This is a genomic window from Sorangium aterium (assembly GCF_028368935.1).
In the GTDB taxonomy this organism is placed as follows: Bacteria; Myxococcota_A; Polyangia; order Polyangiales; family Polyangiaceae; genus Sorangium; species Sorangium atrum.
This window is the reverse complement of record NZ_JAQNDK010000005.1, coordinates 962,655-981,642: the sequence shown is the minus strand read 5'-3', so window position 1 is coordinate 981,642 and position 18,988 is coordinate 962,655. Positions and strand designations below refer to the sequence as shown.

The following is an 18,988-nucleotide window of genomic DNA, read 5'->3' as shown; positions in this document are numbered from 1 at the left end:
CTTCTTCTGGGTTCTCGGCCCCTCAGGACCCGATCCGGATCCGCTTCTTCAGCGCGGCGAGCTCGTCGTCGACCGCCGCCCCGCCCGGCTTGTCCGCGCTGCCGCCGCCGGCGCCCCCGCGGCCGTGCTCCAGCTGGGCGAACTTCGCCTCCAGCTCGGCCGCCGACAGCCCGCCGCCGGAGATCGCCTCCTCGATCTCGCGCGACGCCGCGACCTGCGCCACCTGCCCCTCGACCTGCTCCTCCATCCGCCGGAACTCGGAGAAGGCGCTCTGGCCGCCCCGCGCCCCGAGCCCCTCGGCGCCGCCGCCGGCGCGCTGCTGCTGGATCTGCGCCGCCAGCGTGCCCTTCCGCGCCTGGAACTCCTCCTGCTTGGCCTCCATGCGCTCGAGCTCGGTCTTCATCGAGAGCACCGCCGAGCGCTGCTCCGCGCGCATCGCCTCGGCGCGGTCGCGCTCGCCCACCACGCGCTTCTTCTGCACGAGCGCCTCGCGGGCGAGCTTCTCGTCGTTCGCCTTCAGCGCGAGCTCGGCGCGCTTCTCCCACTTCTCCGCCTCGGCGTCGAGCTCGTCGACCTTCTTGCGCAGCACCTTCTCGGCCGCCACCGCGTCGACCAGCTCCTTCCGCGCCGCGCGGACCTGGTCCTTCATCTCCTCGACGATGAGATCCAGCGACTTTTTCGGATCTTCCGCCTTGTCGAGGAGCGCGTTGACGTTGCTCGAGATGACCTTTCCCATCCGGTCGAAGATGCCCATGCCGCTAGCGTGCACCGCCCCGCCGCGCCTGTAAAGCGCCCGCGCGCGGGGCCGCAGGCGCCCCCGCGGCCCCGGGGAGACCGGCGATCAGGGCGGCGGCGGGTACGCCGGACCGAAGCTCGACTCCACGGACGACCGCGTCGTCAGCAGCGGCGTCTTCAGCGTCTCGTCCTCGTAGAGCGGCCTCACCACGCAGGTGTCCTCCCCGCACTCCCCCCCATCGACGAACGCGACGTCGGCGACCAGCCAGTACCGGGTGCTCCCGTCGGCCGGCGCGAACGTGACGGGCGCCTCCGGGTCGTAGAACCCGGTCGGGCCGAGATCCGCCCCGAGGGAGCCATTGCAGAAGATCTTGATCCGCGGATGGACCGCGTAATTCCGGCCATGAGCCGAGTAGTAATGGACGCCGATCCGCGTCCACTGGCCGAACGGCGGAAAATCCACGTTGATGTTCTCGGGCGCGCAAAAATCATCGCTGTCCGGGTTCGTGACGTCGGGGTCGCACGTGATGTTGTCGATGTCGAGCCGCGGGTTATAGCAACCCTGATCGAGATCGCGCCACGCCTGCCCGGCGCCGCGAGGGGCGAAATAACACGTGTTCTTGGCCGCCTCCGGGTCCGCATACCAGCTCACCGGCTCCGGCGGCGACGCGCCGTCGCTGAACCACCGGAGCTCCGGATCCGACCCCAGCGTGTCCACGGTGCAGTTGTTGTAGCCGCAGTCGTTCGGCGAGCCGGAGACCGCCCACGGCTGCGTGTCGCCCGGCTTGTGCAGGTGCAGATCGAGATCCACCCCTTGGCCGCCGAGGTCGTGCTCCCACTCGAGCTCGACCCGCAGGCCGGGCGCGCCGACGTAAAGGGCATACTCGCAAGAGTCGGTCGCGCCGTCCGCGAGGCGCTTCGTGTAGATGACCTTGTACTCCCCCGACTGGAGCGGCTTGTAGTCATCCGCCGGGCTCGCTCCGGACACCGCCGGACAGGGATCGATGCCCGCGGGGCAAACGACGCTCCATGTCTCCGAGCCAGGCTCGGCGTCCACGCTGAACGTGCCTGTCCCCTCCTTCAGATCCACGTTCGCGAACGGAGGCACCCTCAGCGCGTGGCACCCCGCGGGGTTCTCGCTGAAGCAGGCCTCCGTCGCGTGGCTGCCGCCGACGCACGGCCCCCAGACCCCCACCTCGTTGCAAAGCTCGGTGCCAGGAAAACACCCCTCCGCCGCGCGGTACGAAGGATCGCCCATGAAGCACGCGTGCGCCTGCCCCGCGACGCAGGAGCACGTCTCGTCGACCTGACCGTCGCAGTCGTCGTCGAGGCCGAGGTGGTTGAGATCGCAGAGCTCCTCGGGGCCGCACTGGGTCCCGCACGGGTTCACGGCAGCATCGCCCCCGCCGCCGTCGTCGTCGCCGGGGGCAGCCCCGCCAAGGCCGTCATCCGGAACGAAATCACCGCTGCCGCTGCCGCCCTCGGACGCGCCGCCGCCGCCCGCGCCGCCTCCGCCGCCCCCGGGCGCGCCGCCGCTCGCGCCGAGCTCGGGGCGCGGGCCCGAGGCATGGCAGCCGACCGCGACGAACACACCCGATGTCGCGGCCCCGAGAAATGCGAGGAGCGCAGAGGAGACGCCGAGATGACGCATGAAACCTCCATGTCTCGCCAGCGCGCGGTGGTGCGGCTCGGGCAGGCAGGCGCGCCCGGCGAGACACCGGCGATGAACAGCGAGGTTCCTGGTTTAGCAGACTTGGCGAGATACCAAAGCTCGCACGAGCGTAATCAAAGCACGCTCGTGAGAACGGATGTCCCGACGCCCTCTCCGGGCATATGTCGCCGGACGGCGGGTGTCAGTCCGTCGCGCGCGGACCCCTCGCGGCCTCGGCCGCGAGCGCCGCCTGCGCCGCGGCGAGGCGGGCGATGGGGACGCGGAACGGGGAGCAAGACACGTAGTCGAGCCCCGCCCTCTCGAAGAACGCAATCGAGCTCGGATCGCCGCCGTGCTCGCCGCAGATACCGAGCTTCAGCCCGGGCCGCGCCGCGCGCCCTCGATCCCGCCCGATCTCGACGAGCTCTCCGACGCCGGGCACGTCCAGCGACTGGAACGGATCCTTCGCGAAGATGCCGGCCTCGACGTACGCGCCGAGGAACCGGCCCGCGTCGTCGCGCGAGATGCCCAGGGCCGTCTGCGTGAGGTCGTTCGTGCCGAAGCTGAAGAACTCGGCCTCCTCGGCCAGCTCGCCGGCCCTGAGCGCGGCGCGCGGGAGCTCGATCATCGTCCCGAACCGGACGTCGACCCGCCGCCCCTTCTCGGCGAAGACCTTCTCCGCGACCCCCTCGACGAGCGCGCGCGTGAGGGCGAGCTCGCGCCGGGTCATGCTGAGCGGGATCATGATCTCCGGCTCCACCTCGATGCCCGCCGCCGCGACCTCGCACGCCGCCTCGAGGATGGCGCGCGCCTGCATCTCGTAGATCTCCGGCGACGTGATCGCCAGCCGGCAGCCGCGGTGGCCGAGCATGGGGTTGTACTCGGCGAGCTCCGCGCTCTTGCGCTGGAGATCCTCCGCGGAGACGCCCGTCGCCCGCGAGAGCTGCTGGAGCTGCGCCTCGTCCTGCGGCAAGAACTCGTGCAGCGGCGGATCGAGCAGCCGGATCGTCACCGGCAGCCCGGCCATCTCCCGGAAGACGCCCACGAAATCGCTGCGCTGGAACGGGAGCAGCTTCGCGAGCGCGCGCCGCCGCCCGAGCTCGCCGTCCGCGAGGATCATCTCCCGCACCGCCTGGATGCGCTCCTCGTCGAAGAACATGTGCTCGGTGCGGCAGAGCCCGATGCCCTCCGCGCCGAAGTTGCGCGCCGTCCTCGCATCGTGCGGCGTGTCGGCGTTCGACCGCACCCTGAGGCGCCGGACCGCGTCGGCCCAGGCCATGAGCTCCTCGAACTCGCCGCTCAGCGCCGCCGGGATGGTCGGCACCGCCCCGAGGTAAACGGTGCCGGTGCCGCCGTCGAGCGTGATCAGGTCGCCGTCCTTCACCGTGATGGTGCCGGTCGCGCGCCCGTGATCGTCGTAGATCGTCACGGCCATACGGCCCTGGCTCACGCTGATGGCCGAGCAGCCGGCGACGCAGCTCTTGCCCATCCCCCGCGCCACCACGGCCGCGTGGCTCGTCATGCCGCCGCGGGCCGTCAGGATGCCGCGCGCCGCCTTCATGCCGTGGATGTCCTCCGGCGACGTCTCGGAGCGCACGAGGATGACCGCCCTGCCCTGGCCGGCGCGCCGCTCCGCCTCGTCCGCGCTGAACACCACCTGCCCCGTCGCCGCCCCGGGGCTCGCCGGCAGGCCGCGCGCGAGCAGCTCCTTCGGCGCGCTCGGGTCGATGCTCGGGTGCAGCAGCTGATCGATCGAGCCCGGATCCACCCGCAGGATCGCCTCCCGCTGGCTGATCAGGCCCTCCTTGGCCATCTCGACCGCGATGCGCACGGCCGCGCGGCCCGTGCGCTTGGCGGTGCGGCACTGGAGCAGGAAGAGCTCGCCCTGCTGGATCGTGAACTCCAGGTCCTGCACGTCGCGGAAGTGCTGCTCGAGCTTGCCCTGCACCTCGACGAGCGCCGCGTACGCCGCGGGCATCCGCGCCTCGAGCGAGCTCTCGTCACCTACACCGCCGCCGCCCTCGCCAGTGCCGATGATCGACAGCGGGTGCGGCGTGCGCACCCCCGCGACGACGTCCTCGCCCTGCGCGTTGGGGAGCCACTCGCCATAGAAGCGCCGCTCTCCGGTCGACGGATCGCGCGTGAACGCGACCCCCGTGCCGGAGTCGTCACCCAGGTTGCCGAACACCATCACCTGGACGGTGCAAGCCGTCCCCCAGGCCTCCGGGATATCGTGCATCTTCCGGTATACCTGGGCCCGGTGGTTCTTCCAGCTATCGAATACGGCGCCGATCGCCCCCCAGAGCTGCGCGTAGGGCTCGTCGGGGAACGGGCGGCCCGTCGCCCCGAGGACGATATCCTTCTGCCGCTGGATCAAGGCCGCGAGCGACTCCGGATCGAGCTGGGAGTCGGGCACCTTGCGCTCGAGCTCGGCCGAGTTCAGGCGCGTCGCGTCGACGCCGAGCTTCGCGGCGGCCTGCCTGCGCGCGCGGCCGAGCGCCTCCTCGAAGCGGTCGCGGGGCACGCCGAGCACGATATCGGCATACGCCAGGATGAACCGCCGATAGGCGTCGAGCGCGAATCGCTCGCTGCCCGTTCGCCGCGCGAGCCCCCGCGCGATCTCGTCGTTCAGGCCGAGGTTCAGGATGGTATCCATCATTCCCGGCATGGACGCGCGCGCGCCCGAGCGGACCGACACGAGCAGCGGCGCCTCGGGGCTGCCGAACCCCGCGCCGCGCAGCGACTCCAGCCGGCCGATCGCCGCCTTGATCTCGTCCTCGACGCCGGCGGGGAGCGCCTTCCCTGAAGCGTAATAGGCGTTGCAGACCTCGGTGGTGACCGTGAAGCCCGGCGGCACGGGGATGCCGAGGCGGGTCATCTCCGCGAGCCCCGCGCCCTTTCCGCCGAGCAGATCCTTCTGCTGAGCGTCCCCGTCCGCCTGCCCTGCGCCGAAGAAATATATCGATCTCCCCATGGCGGGCGCACGCTAGACCGTCCTCGCAGTCAGGTCGAGATCCCTCGAACCGCGGAATGGAGGCCCGACGGACGGCCGGCCGCCGACGTCCCCTGTCGGATCCACATCCGTCGGAACCACGGCGTGCACCTCACAAAAATACCGGCCCTCGACGGCAGACGAGCTATGAAGCCGCGCATGAAGCGCTTTTCCCTCGTCCTCGTTGCGATGCTCGCCGTCCCCCTCACCGCGTGCGACCCGAAGCCTGCCTCACAGGCGACCGCCGACGCGCCGGTGAGCGTCTCGGTCAACCAGGCCCCGCCGCCGCCGCCCACCCCTGAGCCCCCCGCCGCGCCGCAGCAGCCCGAAGAGCCCGCCGGCCTGCCCGCGCCGCCAGACGTCGCGGCGCCGCCCGCCGACGCGCAGAAGACCGCATCGGGCCTCGCGTTCAAGGTGCTGGCGCCGAGCAAGGAGAAGGCGCATCCCGGCCCGGACGACAAGGTGACGGTCCACTACACGGGGTGGACCACGGACGGGAAGATGTTCGACAGCTCCATCGTCCGCAACGAGCCGGCCACCTTCCCGGTGGGCGGCGTGATCAAGGGGTGGACGGAAGCGCTCCAGCTCATGAGCAAGGGCGAGAAGCGCCGCCTCTGGATCCCCGGGGACCTCGCCTATGGCGACAAGCCGACCCGCCCGGGCGCCCCGGCCGGAATGCTGGTGTTCGACGTCGAGCTGCTCGACTTCGCCCCCGCGCCGAAGCCGCCGCCCGCGCCGAAGGACGTGAAGGCGGCGCCGAAGACCGCGACGAAGACCGCCTCCGGGCTCGCCTACCAGGTCCTGCAGAAGGGCACGGGCACCGAGCACCCGAAGCCGACGAGCCGCGCCACCGTCCACTACACGGGCTGGACGACCGACGGGAAGATGTTCGACAGCTCGATCGTCCGCGACGAACCGGCCACCTTCCCGGTGGGTGGCGTGATCAAGGGGTGGACCGAGGGCTTACAGCTGATGGTGAAAGGCGAGAAGGCGCGATTCTGGATACCGGCCGACCTCGCTTACGGCGACAAGCCCACACGCCCCGGCGCGCCCGCCGGCATGCTCGTATTCGACGTCGAGCTCATCGACTTTCGCTGAGCCGTCGGCCGGCGCTTTACAACCGGCCGACTGCCTGGTCACATGATCGCTGCGAGCGGCCAGGCATGCTGACATCTATTCGACTCAGGAACTTCAAGAGCTTCGCCGATCAAACGGTGGAGCTGGCCCCCTTCACGCTGCTGCTCGGGGCCAACGGCTCCGGGAAGAGCAACTTCCTCGACGCCCTGCGTTTCCTGCAGGGCGTCGGGCTGGATCTACCGCTGTGCGACATCTTCCGCGGCCGCGTCGACGGCAAGCGCGAGGTGTGGCCGGGCCTGCGCGGCGGCACGCAAGGGGCCACGCACAGGGGCGCCAAATCGTTCACCATCGAGAGCCGATGGGCGATAGGGAAGGAGGAGCTCACACACAAGATCACGTGTCAGGTCGAGCCTGACGTGATCGTGGAGCACGAGTCGCTCGAGGCGAGGTCGGCCGGGGGCACGCTCTTCGACACGCCGGCGTCGGCGCTGAAGGGGCTGGAGGGGTTCGCCTCGGGCGGAGTGATGAAGGCGGCGTCGAAGAAGGGCCGCTCGATGCGGCTCGCGTCGATGGATCGCAACCCCGCGCGGCGCAGCCTGCTCGGCCAGATAGAGCACCACCGCGGGCGCGGCGACGACGTGAGCCTCTCGGACGTCATCGCGCTCTGCAACGCGCTCCAGGTCGCGATGCGGAGCACGCTGTCGCTCGACATCGATCCTTCGCGGATGAGGGGTTACGTGCCGCACGAGATAGAGAACCTCGGCGCCGGCGGGCAGAACCTCTCCGCCGTGCTCCGCTGGCTCTGCCAGGAGGCCGAGCACAAGGCCGATGTGCTCGGCTGGGTGCGCTCGATCTTCGCGCCCGAGATCGAAGATATCGAGTTCGCGGAGACGGGCCTCGGCGACGTCATGATGGTGCTCGTCGAGAAGGGCGGCGCCCGCGTCCCGGCGCCGAGCCTCCCGGACGGCGCGCTGCGCGCGCTCGGCAAGATCGCCGGCGTGCTCACCGCGCCGGAGGGCTCGCTCCTCCTCGTGGAGGACCCGGACGCCGGCATGCACCCCGAGCGCGCCGGCCTGCTCGCGCAGCTCCTCGAGGGGGCGGCGCGGCCCTCCGTCTGCCAGATCGTGGCGACGACCCACTCGCCCGCGCTGCTCCGGGGGGTGTCGAAGCAGGGCCTCAGCCGCGCGATCGCGTTCCAGCGCGACCCCGAGACCTCCGCCACGACGACGCGCCGCCTCGCCGACCTCCCGCGCTTCGAGGACATGGCCGAGCGCGATCCGGGAGAGCTGCTCTCCTCGAAGGCGTTCTCCGCGTAGAGGCGACGAACCAATCCCTGTACAGCTCTATCATTGCATTGCAGTGTCGCGAGCTCGCGATAACGATAAGCATTTTCATTTTCTGAAATGCGTTGTGGATGGTAACGATGCCATCTAGGGTCCTCCGCGAGTTGACGGCGCGGCTCTCGCCGCGCGAACACAGCGTCAAAGAGGTCCTCACATGCTTTCCCAGAAAACTGCACTTCAACTGGTCCTCTGTCTGACCATCGGGTTCTCGGCGGCTGCCTGCTCTGACGACGGTGGCGAGACGGGCAACAGCACAAGCACCTCGACAAGCACCTCGACCAGCAGCGGCAGCAGCAGCAGCAGCAGCTCGGGCCAGGGCGGCGGCGCCGGCGGGACCGACGGCCAGGGCGGCGCCGGCGGCGCGGATGTCGGCACGGGCGGCCAGGGCGGCGGCACCGGCGGCGCGGATGTCGGCACGGGCGGCCAGGGCGGCGGCACCGGCGGCGCTGGCACCGGCGAAGGCGGCTCCGCCACCCCAGGCGATCCCGCGTGCGGCGCGGACACCGCGACCTTCGCTGATGTGCGGCCGATCCTGCAGACGAACTGCGCGGGGTGCCACGGCAATAACGGCCCTGCGCCCGGCGGCCTCGATCTCCGCGCGAACGCGGCCCACGACGGGCTCGTCGAGCACGACAGCGCGACCTGCGACGGCAGGGTGCTCGTCGTGCCGGGCAAGCCGAGCGAGAGCTACATCATCAACCTGCTGCACGGCCAGAACCTCTGCGCCGAAGGCAAGCGCATGCCCCCGCCCCCGAACCAGGCCCTGTCTGCGGCCAATATCAAGAAGATCAACGACTGGATCTGCGCCGGCGCTCCCGAGTGAGCCCCTCTGCCCAGCGCAGCGCCTGTCCCGACGGCGCAGGCTCTCAGTAGACCTTGCAGCGCGCGCCGCCCGCGGCGCGCGCATACGGGATCTTCGCGCTTCTCCCCTTCACGTAGATCGCCCCGCCCGGAGCGGGCCTCGGGATCACGGCGCCTGTCGCGAGCGGCCGTCCGGTGGGCAGCTCCTCGACCTCGATGACGATATCGTTCCCTTCCTGATCGACCGCCGAGATCGAGGGCCGCCGGCTCTCCTCGTCGGCGGCGCCGCCCGGGCAGGGCACCCCGCGCGCGCTCAGGGCGATGGCCAGCGTATTGGCCGAGGTCTCCGGCGCGCCGGCCGCCCACTGGAACCTGGGGTCGCGCGCCTCCCCCACCTCCACGGCCAGGCAGCTGCAGCGCTCCTTGCGCGACTCGGCGCGCGCGAGCGAGAGATCGTGCCGCACGCCCACCCACGACGAGGGCGCCCGCTCCTCGGGCGTGGACGGGGCGCCACCGAAATCGTCGGGCTCGCCGAAAGCCCTGCGCGGCGCCTTCTTCTTCGCGCCCGCCTGATCCTCCGGCGCGGCGGGATCGACGGCGTTGCCCTCCCAGAACGCCGCGGCGCCCGCGTGCTGGTTGCCGCCGCAGGCGGCGAGGAGGAAGACTCCGGAGAGGAGCGCAGCGAAGCGTGCAATCTGGACGCCCGAGGGGAGCATGCAGTGCGATCTTCGCACCGGCGCCGCCGGCGGCCAAGGTTTGTGCTGAGTCGAAGGGAGAAGAGAGAGAGAAAGGCTAGGCGGGGCGCATCTTCGTGCGCTACGGGCTCATCCGCGTCGTTCGGCTCGCTGCGGCGTACTTACGTACGCCTCACTCACCTGCCTAGCGGCTGAGCCCGTATCACACGAATCTGCCCCCCGCTCTCGGCGGGGACACACACGCTGCGCGCCGGAAGCCCGGCGCGCAGCGCAGCGGCCTTCACTTCGGCTTGATCTCGGTCAGGACGAGCAGGTAGTCCGGCGAGTTGTTCGGCGACAGCTTCGCGTACGGGTTCTCCTTGCTGGGCCACCCGACGAAGCGCTTCGTGCTGTACTCGCCCCAGGACGGGTTCTTGAACAGCGGGATGACCGGCACCTGCTGGGCGTAGATCAGCTGCAGATCGTCGACGATGGCCTTCTGCTCCGCCGGATCCGTCGCGGCCGCGAACTTCTTGAACAGCGGCTCGGCCTCCTTGGCGGCGAAGCGGTGCCAGTTGCGGTTCGAGACCTCGTTGACGGGCTTCACGAACTCCGGGGCCATGAGATCGCGGTAGTAGTTGAACGGCGTGGGCTCGGTGTTGGTCCAGCCCATCGACATGTCGAACGTGCCCTTCTGGAGCGCCTCGAAGAACGCGCTGAAGTCGTAGGTCTTCAGCGTGGCATCGATGCCCACGGCCTTCAGGCTCTGCGCGGTGATCTGGACGGCGCGCACCCAGTCGGACCAGCCGGTCACGACGTTGATGTCGAACTTCAGCGGCTTGCCGTCCTTCGCGCGGATCCCGTCGGCGCCCTTGGCGTAGCCGGCCTCGTCGAGGAGGGCGTTCGCCTTGGCCACGTCGAAGGTCGTCCAGTCGCCGGCCGCGGCAGCCTTGTCGCTGCGCCAGCGCCCGTAGGCGTCGTCGAGCCCGGTCCCGTCCGCGCCGACCGTGTAGCCGTTGACCGCGACCTTCGCGATCTGGGCGCGGTCGATGGCCATGCTGATGGCCTTGCGCAGCTTGATATCGTCGAACGGCTTCTTCGTGGCGTTCGGGTAGAGCGTCACGGTGCCGCCGACGAGCGGGAACCAGTAGTGGTTGTTCTCCGGGTCCTTGGCGACGTAGGTCTTGTCGATGTCGGGCACGAAGTTGCCGGCCCAGTCGACCTCGCCGTTGATGAGCGCCAGGTTCGCCTGGTCGTTGCCCGGGTACGCCGGGAAGCGGAGCCCCTCGACCGCCGGCTTGCCCTTCTGCCAGTAGTTCGGGTTCTTGCCGAGCTCGTAGATCTGGTTCTGGAAGGTCTTCACCTCGGTGAAGGGCCCCGTCGCGACCGGGTTCTCGTTCGTGAACGTGACCGGGTCGGCGACGTCCTTCCACTTGTGCTCCGGCACGATCGGCTGATGGCCGATGTAGGTGAGGCCGGGGACGAACGCCTCCTTGAAGACGAACTCGACCGAGGTGTCGCTCTTGGCCTCGACCGAGTCGATGAGCTTCCACACGCCCGTGAGATCGAGCGCCGGGAACTTCTTGAGGAGCCCGAACGTGAACGCGACGTCCTTCGCCGAGAAGGGTTGTCCGTCAGACCACTTGACTTCGGAGCGGGTCGTGAAGGTGAGCTTCTTGTTCGAGTCGCTCCACTCGTACTTCGTGGCGAGCCACGGGACGTACTCGCCCTTCATCGTGTTGTACACGATCATGGGCTCGTAGATGCCCGCGACGGTGGGGAAGCGCGTGGCCCCCTCGCCGAGCAGGGGGTTGAAGTTACGAACCCAGGACGCCTGCTGCTCCCTGGAGATGGTGACGAACTTCGCGCCGCCCTTCGCGTCGCCCTTCGCGCCCGCAGCCCCGGCAGCGGGCCCGGCCGAGCCAGCGGGCCCCGCGGCACCGGACTCGGGCCCCTTGTTGTCGCAGGCCGCCGTGGCGCCGACAGATAGGACGAGCGCCGAAAGGGCAAAAATGCGGCGCGACATGGATCGACTCTTCATAAGCTTGCTCCCTACGCGGCGACCTCGGTCGCCCACGACGATCCTCTTTCTCGACCGACAGCTCGCAGCGCCGCAGCGCAGCGACAACAGCAGACCGTACGGCGGCGCCACGGATGAGCCGCGACTGCGGCAACCTGACGCCGGCGCACTCTACCGGCCGACGTAGAGAAGTGTCAACCTGACGAATCAAGGGGTTCCCCGGCCCCCACGCCGCCCGCAACCTGATCGGATGCGCACGCCGGGGCCCGCGGCGCACCGCAGCAAGCGGCGCGCGCTCCTTCCTGTGCGCTCCTACCCGAGCGATCCCGCGCGATCCCGCGCGCGCTCAGAACTCGGCCGGATCGCTGTAGGTCCCCAGGACGTCGCGCAGCACGTCGCAGATCTCCTGCTCGGTCGCGTAGGCGCTGGCCGCCGCGATGAGGGGCGGCATCAGGTTATCGCGGCCCCGCGCGGCGCTCCGCACGTCGGCCAGGGCGCGCCGCACGCGGTCCTGGTCGCGCTGGGCCTTGACCCGGGCCAGGTTCTCGCACTGAACGCGCTGCACCTGCTCGTCGATGCGGAGGAGGGGGATCGTCTTCTCGCCCGCCGCGGCGTAGCGGTTGACGCCCACCGTGATCCGCTCGTTCGATTCCAGCTCTCGTTGAAACCTGTAGGCAGAGGCGGCGATCTCGCGCTGCGGATACCCCTTCTCGATGGCGGCCACCATCCCGCCCATCTCGTCGATCCGCTGGATGTAAGCGAGGGCCTCCTTCTCCAGGCGGTCTGTGAGCCACTCCACGTAGTAGCTGCCGCCGAGCGGATCGATGGTGTTCGCGACCCCGCTCTCGTGGGCGATGATCTGCTGGGTCCGGAGGGCGATGGTCACGCTCTCCTCGGTCGGGAGCGCGTACGTCTCGTCGAGCGAGTTCGTGTGGAGCGACTGGGTGCCGCCGAGCACGGCGGCGAGCGCCTGGAGCGAGACGCGGACCACGTTGTTGTACGGCTGCTGCGCCGTCAGCGACACGCCGGCTGTCTGCGCGTGCGTCCGCAGCTTCATGCTCTCGGCCTTCTTCGCCCCGTACCGCACCTTGAGGAACCGCGCCCACATGCGGCGCGCGGCGCGGAACTTGGCGATCTCCTCGAAGAAGTCGCTGTGGACGTCGAAGAAGAACGACAGGCGCGGCGCGAAGGCGTCCACGTCGAGGCCGCGGGCCACGCAGCTCTCGACGTAGGCGAGCCCGTCCGCGAGCGTGAACGCGAGCTCCTGCGCGGCGGTCGAGCCCGCCTCCCGGATGTGGTATCCGCTGATCGACACCGAGTTCCACCGCGGCACCTCGCGCGCGCAGAACTCGATCATGTCGGTCACGATGCGCATCGCCGGGCGCGGGGGGACGAGCCAGGCGTGCTGGGCGATGAACTCCTTGAGGCAGTCGTTCTGCACGGTGCCGCCGACGCGGCTCCGCGGGATCCCGCGCTTGTCGGCGAGCGCGATATAGAACGCGAGCAGCACGGCGGCGGGGCCGTTGATGGTCATCGACGTCGTCACCTGGTCGAGCGGGATACCGTCGAAGAGCACCTCCATGTCGCGGAGCGTGTCGACCGCGACACCGCACATCCCGACCTCGCCGAGCGACCGCGGAGAGTCGGAGTCGTAGCCCATGAGGGTCGGGAAATCGAAGGCGGTCGACAGGCCCGTCTGGCCCTCTGCGAGCAGGTATTTGAACCGCGCGTTCGTCTGCTCCGGCGTGCCGAAGCCCGCGAACATCCGCATCGTCCAGAGCCTGCCGCGGTACATCGTCGGCTGGACCCCCCGCGTGAACGGGTACTCCCCGGGCAGCCCGAGATCCGCCGCGTGGTCGACCGGCGCGTCGGCCGGGGTCGCGAGGTCGGGCACGTCGATGCCGCTCCACGTCGTGAACCGCTCGCTCCGCGGCGGGAAGCGCGCCGACGCCTCGGCGACCGGGCCCGCGCGCCACGCGGCCACCGCGCGCCGGAGCGCCGCGAGCCCTGCCTCGTCGAGCCCGAGCCCCTCTCCGCCCCCGCCGTTCGTGGAACGGAGCGCGTCGCCGCCGCGCTCGCCGGCGTTTTCCGGGGACCCGACCGCGCGATCCGCCGCCGTCTCCGGAGGGGGGGTGAGCTCTCGAGGCGCCATGGCCGGCATTTTAGCGCGGCGCGCGCGCGATGGCGCCCGGCAACGCGCCGGTGCGGCGCATCACGGACAGTCCGCGTGGAACACCGCGGAGGCGACCGGCGTCGCCCCGTCCTCCAGCGAGTCCTCGATCGCGCCCGTGATGCGGATCCCCTCCGCGGCGCAGAGCGCCGCCGCGGCGTCGGCCGGGAGCGTCCCGCCCTGAGCGCCGGTATCGACGGTGAACACCACGGTGACGTCGCTGTCCGGAGCGACCTCGACCGGAAGCGCCGCCGTGGTCTCGGCGGGGAGCGGCTCGACGATCGAGGTCTTCTGATCGGCGCTCGTGATCGCGAAGGTGCGCACCGCGACGCGGCTGGGCCCGCTGGCCCGCGCGCTCAGGTGGAGCTCCAGCGCGAAGCTCGCGGTCAGGCCGGTCCCCAGCGCACTCGAGGAGACGGTCGCCTCGGGCGCCGCGATGGACGGGTCGACGAACACGGCAGCGTCGGTGTTGATGCAGCCGCTCGCCACCATGGCGAGCGCTGCTGTTGCGGCGCTCGACATCATCGACATCATGGCGAGCGCCGCGGCGGCGAGCGTGGTGGCGGCGGAGCGGCTGGCTCGGGCCTTCATGGGCCCACTCTCTCCCGGCCCGACCCGTCCTGTCCAGATCGGCGGCGCCGCCCTTCCGCTCAGGGCGGCGCCGCACCTCCGCTCAGGGAGGCGGCGGGTTGACGCCCTTGGATCGGGCCAGGGCGCAGCCGAGCTCCACGTTGGTCGGCCCCTTGTCGGTCCGCACGACCTTGAACTCGACGCGCCGGTTCTTCTCCCAGGCGGCCGCGTTGTGGGCCGGATCGATCGGGCAGTACTCGCCGTAGCCCATCGAGCGAACGCTGTCCTTGTTGACGCCGCGCTGCGCGAGCGCCGCGGCGACAGCGTCCGCGCGCGCCTGGGTCAGCTTGAGGTTGTACGCGTCGGCCGAGCGCTCGTCGGCGTGCCCCTGCACCTCGATCATCGTGAACTCCGGGTGGTGCTTCAGCGTCTCGGCCACCGCCTGCACGATACCGAACGACTCCGGGAGGATCTCAGCGCTGCCGGTCGCGAACTGGATCTTCTCGAGGATCACGATGTTGTTCTCCTCGATCACGACGCTGCCCTTGTCCGGGCAGCCGTCCTCGTCCTCGAGGCCGTTGAACGTCTCCGGATCGTTCGGGCACTTGTCGGCCACGTCCGGGATGCCGTCCCTGTCGTTGTCGGGCTCCGGGCACCCGTCCTCGTCCTCGAAGTCGTCCTTGTCCTCGGGGTCGTTCGGGCACTGGTCGGACTTGTCCGGGATGCCGTCCTTGTCGTTGTCCGGATCCGGGCAGCCGTCCTTGTCCTGGAAGCCGTCGCGATCCTCCGGGTCGTCCGGGCACTTGTCGCGCGAGTCGAGGATGCCGTCGCCGTCGCGATCGCCGTCGCTCCCCTCCGGGCAGCCGTCGTCGTCCTCGTCGCCGTCGCGGTCCTCCGGGTTGTTCGGGCAGCGGTCGTCGACGTCGAGGATGCCGTCCTCGTCGTTGTCCGGATCCGGGCAGCCATACTTCCCCGGGGGCGAGTCCGCCTTCGTGTCCTGGAAGCCGTCGTAGTCCTCGGGCTCGTCGGGGCAGTCGTCCTGATCGTCCTTGATGCCGTCGCCGTCCCGATCGCCGATCGACGGCTCGAAGACGAACCCGATGGTCCCGCGCTGCGCCGCGGCCTGGAACCCGGGCGTGTACCCGACCCCGAAGCCGAGCATGAGGAAGCTGTTCCGCTCGATGAAGAGCTTGATGCCCCCCATCGCCTCGGCCGACAGCTTCTGCTCGGCGCTGTCGCCGCCGCCGACCTGCTGGGTCAGGTAGGTCTCGACCACGAGGTCGAGCGGCGTGAGGACGCGGTAGCTCATGCCGGCCCCGGCGGTGATCAGGTCGGAGTACTCGAGGTCCCCGTGCTTGAGCTGGAAGGTCGTGCCGTCCTGGCGCAGGCCGAACACGGGGTTCTTCCCGGCGTGGCCGCGGTAGCCGACGTTCGCCGCGATCCGGAACGGGTTGGTCGTGCCGAGCCGCTTCTCCAGCACGAGCTGCGGCCAGAAGAAGAACCCCGGATCCGACGCGAAGTCCTGGGTCCCGCCGACCCCGATCCCGGCCTGGGCGATCACCGCGAGCCCGATCACGTCCTGATCGGGGCGGAGGATGCGCGCCTTCGCGTGGATCGCCAGGTTGCCGAGCGCCTGCGCGTCGAGCGAGTCGTCGTTGTAGTTGGCGCTGCCGCCCGGGCCGATGTCGTCGACCGGCTTGCCCCCGTTGAGCACCACCGGGACCGAGAGCCCGACGACCAGGAAGTTGGCGATGCCGTAATCGAACTGGAACGTCCCCTGGAACGCGTGATTGAGCATCACGTCCGTCCCCCGGTCGTTCTTCGTGAGCGGCAGGATGTTGTGCCCGTAATCGAGCACGAGCCCCAGGCTGATGTCGTTCGCGCCGAGGATGTCTGCCCCGTTGACGGAGAAGAGCCCCTTGGAGTCGACCGCCGGCCTGAACAGGTGCAGGTCCATGCCGTCGCCGTTGGTGCCGTCTCCCGTGCGCGTCTGGGCCGCGGCGTCGCCCGCGGTGGCGGCGGTCATCGCGGCGCCGAGGACGAGGGAGAGCAGCCCGGCGCCCAGGCGGGAGGCTCGGCCGGGGCGCGCCTGGGCCGGGAGCGCCGGGAGCCGGGCGTCGTTCGCCCCAGGAGCGCCTGGGAGCGGTTCGGCGGGGAGCAACGGGGAACGAGGCGTCATGGGAGGGTCCTCGAGATCGTGTGAGGTCGCTATCAGGCCAGCGCGTGGGGCGCCCAGCGCCACGTACCATCGCGCGAATTCCGGTGTCAAACAGACGGCGCGGGGAGCTCGCGGCGCGAGCGACGGCGGCGCCCCGCCGGACCTGGCGCACGCCCGGCGCCGGGCGCCTGGCCCGGGAGCGGCGCGCGCCCGACGCGCCCTCGCGGGGGGCCCGCGATTCGCCGGGAATCCTGAGTCGATGCGCGTCGATGCGCGCTGACGTGCTGCGCGGCCGAACGCCGGGACGTCCGGGTAGGGCGAAGTTGTCCGGACGATCGGAGCGGAGTATTCCGTGGAAGGTTGGGGCAACAGGTGCTCGGCGCGCGCTCGGGGGTCGAGGGGAGGCCCCCGTCGCCCGCGGACCTCGCTCCTGGAGGAACAGATGCTGTTAACGAGGTGGACTGGGGCGGCCGCGGTGATCGCGGCCACGGCGCTGCTCGCGTGCGAACGTGAAGGCGCGAGCGACGGCGACGGCGGGGGCGGCGGATCCGGATCGAGCACGAACGGGTCGAGCGCCGTGTCGAGCACGACGACGGCGGGCTCCGGCGGGGTTTCGGGCGCGGGTGGCGCAGGCCCGGGCGGCGCGGGTGGCGCAGGCGACGGCGGCGAGGGCGGCGGCAGCGGAGGCGGCGAGTGCGGCGACGGCGCGGTGGGCGGCGCGGAGGCCTGCGACGACGGCGGCACCGCGGCAGGAGACGGCTGCGACGCGGGCTGCGCCGTCGAGCCCGGCTACACCTGCGCCGGCGCGCCGAGCACGTGTTCGACGATGTGCGGTGACCGCCTGGTGCGCGGCGCCGAGGCCTGCGACGACGGCAACGTCCGGAACGAGGACGGCTGCAACGCGGTCTGCGTGATCGAGGCCGGCTACGAGTGCAACGGCGAGCCCAGCGCCTGCGGCCCGCTCTGCGGCGACGGCCTGCTCATCGGCAACGAGGGCTGCGACGACGGCAACACCGTCGACGGCGACGGCTGCAGCCCCGATTGCGACGTCGATTACGGCTACCTCTGCACCGGCGAGCCCAGCGTCTGCGCCCCCATCTGCGGCGACGGCGTAGCGGCGGACCCGGAGGAGTGCGACGACGGCAACACAGCCAACGGCGACGGCTGCAGCAGCACGTGCCACGTCGAGAGCGACTGACGTCACGCCCCCGCTGATTCGCCGAGCGGGTGCGCCCCGCTCGCTCAGGGAGTTTTGGTCTTGAGGCTGTCGATCGCGTGGACGGGCGCCTGGTCGCCGGCCATCAGGTGGGCGATCGCCCCGTAGACCAGCCGCTGGCTCTCCAGCATGCTCTTGCCGGCGAACACCGGCGACGTCACGACCAGGTTGAAGTGGCCCCCGCCGCCGGTCACCTCGGCGGTGGAGCCCTCGATTTTCGCTTCGATGGCCTGTTTCAGGGCCTCGGGGATCGACCCCTGAAAGGTCGTCAGGTGGCTCGGCATGGGCCATCTATAGGCCATCGCCCCGCCGCGGGAAAGCCGGAGCGCGGGGCTCGGGCCGCGGCGGGGCGCGCTGTCGACGGGATCGACTCGAAGGGATGGGAGAGGTGGGATCAGGCGCGCGCGGCCGCGCCGGCCAGCTCGATCAGGCCGGCCGCGCCCATGCCGCCGCCGATGCACATCGTCACGACGGCGTACCGGCCGCCGCGCCGGCGCAGCTCGTAGAGCGCGGTCGCGGTGAGCTTCGCGCCGGTGCACCCGAGCGGGTGGCCGAGCGCGATCGCGCCTCCGTTCACGTTGAGCTTCTCCTCGGGGATCTCGAGCGTCCGCTGCACGTAGACGGCCTGCGAGGCGAACGCCTCGTTGACCTCGAAGAGGTCGATGTCGGCCATCTTCAGCCCCGTCCTCGCGAGCAGCTTGCGCACCGCGGGCACCGGGCCGATGCCCATGATGGCGGGGTCGACGCCGACGGTCACGAACGCCCGGAAGTACCCGAGCGGCTTCACGCCGAGCGCGTCCGCCTTCGCCTTGCTCATCACGAGCGCCGCGGCGGCGCCGTCCGACAGCGGCGAGCTGTTGCCCGGCGTGACGCTCCCCTTCGCCGAGAACGCCGGCTTCAGCCCCGCGAGCGCCTCCGCCGTCGTCTCCTTGCGGATCAGCTCATCGGTGCGGAAGTCGAAGGTCGCGCGCTTGCCGTTCTCGAAGCGCACCCCCTTCACGGTGACGATCTCGTCCTCGAAGCGCCCGGCCGCGCGCGCCGCCGCCGCCTTCTGGTGGCTCTTCAGCGCGAACGCGTCCTGGTCGGCGCGGCTCACCTGGAAGCGGTTCGCCACGTTCTCCGCGGTGATGCCCATCGGCGTGTACACCGTCGGACACCGCTCCATCGCCTCCGGCGACGCGCTCAGCTTGTTGCCGGTCATCGGCACCATCGTCATCGACTCGACGCCGCCGGCGACGGCGATGTCGAGCGACCCGATCGCGATGCTGCCCGCCGCGCTCGCGATCGCCTGCAGCCCGCTCGAGCAGAAGCGGTTGATGGTGATCGCGGACGCATCCTGCGCCATCCCGCCGAGGAGCGAGACGACGCGCGCGACGTTGAGCCCCTGCTCGCCTTCCGGCATGGCGCAGCCGAGGACGAGGTCCTCGACGTCCTCCGGCTTCACCTGGGGGACGCGCTGGAGCAGCGCGGCGACGACCTCGCCGGCGAGCTCGTCGGGGCGCTTCAGCGCGAGCGACCCTTTGTGGGCCCGGCCAACGGCCGAGCGGACGGCCTCTGCAATTACGACGTCGACCATGGCGT

The 18,988-nt window shown here is 70.8% G+C and carries 14 protein-coding genes; 4 read left to right on the top strand and 10 right to left on the bottom strand.

What is annotated here, in order from left to right:
- Window positions 1–22: 22 nt before the first annotated feature.
- The 3 genes from POL72_RS42035 to ppdK form a co-directional block, all read right to left on the bottom strand.
- On the bottom strand, window positions 23–754 hold the full coding sequence (locus POL72_RS42035; RefSeq protein ID WP_272102502.1) for a PspA/IM30 family protein: 732 nt from the start codon (window positions 752–754) through the stop codon (window positions 23–25).
- 87 nt (window positions 755–841) lie between these two features.
- Entirely contained in the window at window positions 842–2,386 is a 1,545-nt protein-coding gene (locus tag POL72_RS42030) for a hypothetical protein (RefSeq protein WP_272102501.1), read from the bottom strand.
- A gap of 202 nt (window positions 2,387–2,588) precedes the next feature.
- A complete protein-coding gene (ppdK, locus tag POL72_RS42025) occupies window positions 2,589–5,360 on the bottom strand; it encodes a pyruvate, phosphate dikinase (RefSeq protein WP_272102500.1) in 2,772 nt (923 codons plus the stop codon).
- 177 nt (window positions 5,361–5,537) lie between these two features.
- On the opposite strand from ppdK, the gene POL72_RS42020 reads away from it, so the two are divergent.
- The 3 genes from POL72_RS42020 (at window position 5,538) to POL72_RS42010 (ending at window position 8,621) form a co-directional block, all read left to right on the top strand.
- Window positions 5,538–6,476: an FKBP-type peptidyl-prolyl cis-trans isomerase gene (locus POL72_RS42020; RefSeq protein WP_272102499.1), complete on the top strand. Its 939-nt coding sequence runs from the start codon at window positions 5,538–5,540 to the stop codon at window positions 6,474–6,476.
- A gap of 65 nt (window positions 6,477–6,541) precedes the next feature.
- Window positions 6,542–7,771 carry an AAA family ATPase gene (locus POL72_RS42015; protein WP_272102498.1) on the top strand — a complete coding sequence of 410 codons (1,230 nt, stop codon included), beginning with the start codon at window positions 6,542–6,544 and terminating at the stop codon, window positions 7,769–7,771.
- 181 nt (window positions 7,772–7,952) lie between these two features.
- Window positions 7,953–8,621: a PE-PGRS family protein gene (locus POL72_RS42010; protein ID WP_272102497.1), complete on the top strand. Its 669-nt coding sequence runs from the start codon at window positions 7,953–7,955 to the stop codon at window positions 8,619–8,621.
- 43 nt (window positions 8,622–8,664) lie between these two features.
- Here POL72_RS42010 and POL72_RS42005 read toward each other — a convergent pair whose 3' ends face one another.
- The 5 genes from POL72_RS42005 to POL72_RS41985 form a co-directional block, all read right to left on the bottom strand.
- On the bottom strand, window positions 8,665–9,315 hold the full coding sequence (locus tag POL72_RS42005) for a hypothetical protein (protein ID WP_272102496.1): 651 nt from the start codon (window positions 9,313–9,315) through the stop codon (window positions 8,665–8,667).
- Between the two features lie 259 nt (window positions 9,316–9,574).
- A complete protein-coding gene (locus POL72_RS42000) occupies window positions 9,575–11,314 on the bottom strand; it encodes an ABC transporter substrate-binding protein (protein WP_272102495.1) in 1,740 nt (579 codons plus the stop codon).
- Window positions 11,315–11,639: 325 nt separating this feature from the next.
- Complete coding sequence (locus POL72_RS41995) at window positions 11,640–13,445, bottom strand: acyl-CoA mutase large subunit family protein (protein WP_272102494.1); 1,806 nt, start codon at window positions 13,443–13,445, stop codon at window positions 11,640–11,642.
- A 60-nt stretch (window positions 13,446–13,505) separates the two neighbouring features.
- Window positions 13,506–14,054, bottom strand: coding sequence for a hypothetical protein (locus POL72_RS41990; protein WP_272102493.1), 549 nt, complete (start codon window positions 14,052–14,054; stop codon window positions 13,506–13,508).
- An 82-nt stretch (window positions 14,055–14,136) separates the two neighbouring features.
- Window positions 14,137–16,212 (bottom strand): OmpA family protein, encoded by a 2,076-nt coding sequence (locus POL72_RS41985; protein WP_272102492.1) that lies wholly within the window; start codon window positions 16,210–16,212, stop codon window positions 14,137–14,139.
- Between the two features lie 421 nt (window positions 16,213–16,633).
- Between POL72_RS41985 and POL72_RS41980 the strand changes: the two genes are divergently transcribed.
- Window positions 16,634–17,389, top strand: a complete 756-nt coding sequence (locus tag POL72_RS41980) for a DUF4215 domain-containing protein (RefSeq protein WP_272102491.1) — start codon at window positions 16,634–16,636, stop codon at window positions 17,387–17,389.
- Between the two features lie 44 nt (window positions 17,390–17,433).
- On the opposite strand, the gene POL72_RS41975 is transcribed toward POL72_RS41980, so the two are convergent.
- Window positions 17,434–17,691: a BolA/IbaG family iron-sulfur metabolism protein gene (locus POL72_RS41975; protein WP_272102490.1), complete on the bottom strand. Its 258-nt coding sequence runs from the start codon at window positions 17,689–17,691 to the stop codon at window positions 17,434–17,436.
- A 110-nt stretch (window positions 17,692–17,801) separates the two neighbouring features.
- Entirely contained in the window at window positions 17,802–18,983 is a 1,182-nt protein-coding gene (locus POL72_RS41970; RefSeq protein WP_272102489.1) for a thiolase family protein, read from the bottom strand.
- Window positions 18,984–18,988 lie beyond the last annotated feature (5 nt).

What these genes read in the sequence shown, in the direction of transcription:
- POL72_RS42035 (WP_272102502.1), bottom strand. Translation starts at nt 754, where the DNA reads ATGGGCATCTTCGACCGGATGGGAAAGGTCATCTCGAGCAACGTCAAC.
- POL72_RS42030 (WP_272102501.1), bottom strand. Translation starts at nt 2,386, where the DNA reads ATGCGTCATCTCGGCGTCTCCTCTGCGCTCCTCGCATTTCTCGGGGCC.
- ppdK (WP_272102500.1), bottom strand. Translation starts at nt 5,360, where the DNA reads ATGGGGAGATCGATATATTTCTTCGGCGCAGGGCAGGCGGACGGGGAC.
- POL72_RS42020 (WP_272102499.1), top strand. Translation starts at nt 5,538, where the DNA reads ATGAAGCGCTTTTCCCTCGTCCTCGTTGCGATGCTCGCCGTCCCCCTC.
- POL72_RS42015 (WP_272102498.1), top strand. Translation starts at nt 6,542, where the DNA reads ATGCTGACATCTATTCGACTCAGGAACTTCAAGAGCTTCGCCGATCAA.
- POL72_RS42010 (WP_272102497.1), top strand. Translation starts at nt 7,953, where the DNA reads ATGCTTTCCCAGAAAACTGCACTTCAACTGGTCCTCTGTCTGACCATC.
- POL72_RS42005 (WP_272102496.1), bottom strand. Translation starts at nt 9,315, where the DNA reads ATGCTCCCCTCGGGCGTCCAGATTGCACGCTTCGCTGCGCTCCTCTCC.
- POL72_RS42000 (WP_272102495.1), bottom strand. Translation starts at nt 11,314, where the DNA reads ATGAAGAGTCGATCCATGTCGCGCCGCATTTTTGCCCTTTCGGCGCTC.
- POL72_RS41995 (WP_272102494.1), bottom strand. Translation starts at nt 13,445, where the DNA reads ATGGCGCCTCGAGAGCTCACCCCCCCTCCGGAGACGGCGGCGGATCGC.
- POL72_RS41990 (WP_272102493.1), bottom strand. Translation starts at nt 14,054, where the DNA reads ATGAAGGCCCGAGCCAGCCGCTCCGCCGCCACCACGCTCGCCGCCGCG.
- POL72_RS41985 (WP_272102492.1), bottom strand. Translation starts at nt 16,212, where the DNA reads ATGACGCCTCGTTCCCCGTTGCTCCCCGCCGAACCGCTCCCAGGCGCT.
- POL72_RS41980 (WP_272102491.1), top strand. Translation starts at nt 16,634, where the DNA reads ATGCTGTTAACGAGGTGGACTGGGGCGGCCGCGGTGATCGCGGCCACG.
- POL72_RS41975 (WP_272102490.1), bottom strand. Translation starts at nt 17,691, where the DNA reads ATGCCGAGCCACCTGACGACCTTTCAGGGGTCGATCCCCGAGGCCCTG.
- POL72_RS41970 (WP_272102489.1), bottom strand. Translation starts at nt 18,983, where the DNA reads ATGGTCGACGTCGTAATTGCAGAGGCCGTCCGCTCGGCCGTTGGCCGG.